The sequence below is a fragment of the Streptomyces sp. NPDC050743 genome (assembly GCF_044456925.1).
Classification (GTDB): Bacteria; Actinomycetota; Actinomycetes; order Streptomycetales; family Streptomycetaceae; genus Streptomyces.
The window spans coordinates 1-3612 of the sequence record NZ_JBITGJ010000261.1 but is presented as its reverse complement, the minus strand read 5'-3'; the positions used below and the strand labels follow the sequence as shown (position 1 = coordinate 3612).

Here is a 3612-nt window from a genome sequence, read left to right as displayed (position 1 = left end):
CCCGTCGGTTGATCTGACCGAGCTTGTCCTCGGCGCCGGCCAGGCTAACCCGCAGACCTTCGACCTCGCCGAGCCAGCCCTCGCGCTCCGCCTCGTCGATGCGGGCGATGAGGTTGTCGCGGATTTCGACGAGCCTTGCCTGTTGGGCGGGGTCTGGTCTCAGGAGTGAGCATCTGACACAAGCGTGCTCATGGACACACGGAGTTCCGAAGGCGCGTGCGCAGGTGCCGATGGACACCTCCCGCTTCTCGAAATGGGCGAGGAAAGCGTCCCACTCCTCTTCTGTCGGGATTCGGTACTCTTCGCTGGGGCGAAAGGCTCGTCGGCGGGTGATGAACGCGCGATGGGCCTCGATCGTCTCGGCGGGGTAGACCGCTTTGTACCCCATTGTCGTGTCAATGTGCCTGTGCCCACAGATCACTTGGGCGATATGCGGCGGTAGGCCGTTCATGATGGCGTCGGTGACGAAGATCCTTCGGAAGTCATGGGCGAGAAGGTGAGAGCCTCGCCGTCGGCGTTGGTCAGGCCGGTGACGGTCAGGGCGTTGATCAGCAGTTTCCGGATCGCGGTCGGCGTGAACGCGCGGTGCTCGGAGCCGATGTTGCGCTGGAACAGCAGCGGCATCGGCGGATTCCAGACCTTCTCTCGGACATCGTAGGCGGCCACCAGCGGTATCGCCTTGCTGGGCCCGCGCAGACGGCTGATGATGGCACTGAGGACGTCGGCGAGTTCCGGGCTGACCAGCAGGAGTCGTTCGGTGTCGGTCTTGGACGGGGCGATCTGCAGCAGCGGAACGACTTCTCCGGTGGACGGGAGCCGGTACTGGGTGACGCTGTGGTGCGTCAGCTCCAGAAGCTCCTCGTTACGGATGCCGGTCAGACGGAGAACCTCGATGGCGGCGAACGCCCAAAACGCCTCCTCTTCCTCGTAGGTCAGGTTCCGCCGCCGTCGGCCGGACGTCTCTTCGGCCCAGGTGAGGTGGCCCGCGGCTTTGGGCGCGATGGATCTGCGCAGTGTCCCGCCGGTGCCGGGGATCACAGCCCCGGGCTCGGTGCTCTTCGCCGCCTGGAGCAGGTCGGCGGCCGCACGTCGCCGCCGATCGGCGGTGCTAACCAGCACGGGCAGGACGGGGAGCCGTTCGCGGGTGCGCTGGTCCATCCGGGCCTTGCGCCGCTTGCGTTCCTTCGCCTTGTGGATCTCGTCATCGTGGATCGGGCAGGGCACGACCCATGGCCCCCAGCGGGCCGGTGCCTCAGCTGCCCACTGGGCGATGTCGAGGTAGAACGCCCGGACCCGCATGAGTTCGTCCTTGGCATTGAGTCGCGGGCTGGAGACCTCGACGCTTTTCCCGTCGGGCCCGGTGACCGTGCGCTTTTTGACCTTGAGCTCTTCTTTCCACTCGCGGGCCACTGCCGGTGGCAGTCGCAGCGAGTCGGTCCCCGGCGCCAGGGCTTCGATCCGGGCCCAGAACAGGCCCGCAAGAGTCCCGGAGATCGCGTCCAGGCTGGCGAAGTCCAGCGAGGGCTGCCGCTCCCGCAGGTAGTCGACGATCAGATCCCGGACCGGCCGGCACTGAAGCCGGTAGCGGTCCACCAATTCCTCGATGCTTAACTGGCCCAGGGCGAGCCCGAACGCCCGGATCGTGGCTGGGGCGTCCTCGGGAAAGATCCCCAGGGCCCGCAGTCGCAGATAGAAGTCGACCTTCTTCTGACCGCCACGGGCGTGTACTTGGCGCTGGGTATCGACGAGTTCCACGCAGTCGCCGACCGTGATGTCGCGGATCGCTCCACCCTTGCAGGCCAGCAGGGTTGCGATGCGTGTCGCGGCGATCTGGGCGTCCTTGCGCGAGCTCGTCGGCCCAGACTCGGCCAGCTGTTGCAGGTGCGCGAACCCTTCGGGGTCCCGGACCTCGGCCATGACGGAGGCGAGATGCCGATGCGCGCGGGTGAGCATCCAAGGCAGACCGGGACGAATGACGTCTCCGCAGATCAGCATGAGCAGCCCCGACGACAGGTCCTCGCGGTCATACGACGGCGAGGACCCGCACTCGCGCAGCCACCTCAGTGGCAGCTCCACCCAGGCGGCTCCGGGGAAGCCCTCCGCGCCGCTCGCCGCCCACCGCTGCTGCCAGGTCTCACCGGGAAAGCTCGACAGCCACTGCAGTAGCTTGGTCACCCCGCGTCGACGACCGGCTCGGGTGCCGTTGACCGCCGGGAGAAACGGCGGCGCCGTCAGTCGGCACAGCGTCTCCTCGAGCGACCGTGCAGTGTGCGGCCACGGCGGCTCTGCCGGCCGAGCCGGAAAGCGCGTCCGCAACCGGCTGTTCCTCGACTGGGCCTGCTCTGCCGTGGCGTTCGAGACCTCCAACAGCCTGCGGGTCACGTGCTTGGCGACGGCGCCCATGAGAGGGTGGTATGCGAGCTGATGTCTGTTTTGCCGATGCTTGAACGTGTGGTGTCGCGGGCCCGTGGCCGGTCGCTGGGCCGGGACCATGTTGAAGCCGCGGCCGTAGCCGCTAGGCGGCCCCGACCGGCCTGCCCACCCCAGCCACAGAGCAATACGGACATCTACCCACGTACCGCCCTCTTAGGTATCCATGCGGCCGGTGTTGCGCAGGACCAGGGAGATGAGCGAGGCGAGCCGGACGAACAGGTAGTCGACGGCAGAGCCGTCGGGGAGATCGTGCTTGCCGTGCTCGTGGTGCCGGATCGTGTAGTTGTTGCCTGTGTTCGTCAGTGTCCTGAACTCGGTTTCCAGAAGGTCGCGGAACGGTTCGGAGCCAGGGACAGCACGGACCAGAAGCTGTTCCGCGGATGCCTTCTTCTTGTCCCCGCCGAGTTCGAGAGTCTTGAGCCGCTCGAAGGCGTCCCAGAGCTTCTCAAGAGCGTCCCGCCGGTCGAGCGGGTTCCTGGACAAGAACCGGGCCATCGCGTCGTTGAGCTTGTCGTCGAGCTGTGGGTCTCCGGTGTCGGGCCTGAAATCGGAGACCAGCGGACGCGCCTCGGGCGGCCCGAGCCGTCGGACGCGCATGTCGTCACCGATGGCGAAGGCGATCCCGTTCCTGGCGAACAGCAGGTTCACGTCGCGCTGGAACTGCTCCTGTCCCGGCGTCAGGCCGCCGTTGAAGTGCAGGTTGGCTCGCTGTGCATCGAAGGAGTAGTCGGTGTGTTCGAAGCACCAGCTATGGGGCTTGCTGTAGCTCGGCTGTTCGACGTGGAGAGCGACGAAGTCGACCACATCCAGCGCGGTGGCGGTGTCCGGTGCCTTGTCTGGATCAAGCGGAGCCCGAGTCGGTGCCTGGGTGTGAGCCCTTGGAGAGGGCCGACCCAAAGAAGATCTCGTCGGACTCGGTGTGCTGCTCTTCATCAGGCGGCGCCGGGGGCTCGACCAGCTTGGGGACATGGGCTTTGAGGGCGCGGAGGAACTTCTCTTCGTCCGTGCCGGTGATGGTGTTGCGACCGCGGTCGTCCGGACCGGTAGCTGTCAAGTCAAATGAAACGAATGTGCGGCTATGAACTGTGTTGCTGTGGTTCGTGTCGTCGGGTGGGGTCGTTGATCCACGCCTGCTGGGGAATCTTCGGTGGCACCGGCCGGCGGTTGAAGCGTTCGGGA

General features: G+C 66.4%; 3 protein-coding genes and 1 pseudogene. All 4 read right to left on the bottom strand.

The genetic code is table 11. The features are described from left to right. Positions 1 to 451 (bottom strand): annotated as a pseudogene (locus ACIBJF_RS52620) (site-specific integrase); the annotation flags it as partial. Beyond that, positions 448 to 2175: a site-specific integrase gene (locus tag ACIBJF_RS52615; RefSeq protein WP_399184994.1), complete on the bottom strand. Its 1728-nt coding sequence runs from the start codon at positions 2173 to 2175 to the stop codon at positions 448 to 450. The gene ACIBJF_RS52615 and the pseudogene ACIBJF_RS52620, both read right to left, overlap by 4 nt. Before the next feature lie 411 nt (positions 2176 to 2586). Beyond that, a complete protein-coding gene (locus tag ACIBJF_RS52610) occupies positions 2587 to 3237 on the bottom strand; it encodes a hypothetical protein (RefSeq protein ID WP_399184993.1) in 651 nt (216 codons plus the stop codon). Positions 3238 to 3274: 37 nt separating this feature from the next. Further along, a complete protein-coding gene (locus ACIBJF_RS52605) occupies positions 3275 to 3487 on the bottom strand; it encodes a hypothetical protein (RefSeq protein WP_399184992.1) in 213 nt (70 codons plus the stop codon). Positions 3488 to 3612 lie beyond the last annotated feature (125 nt).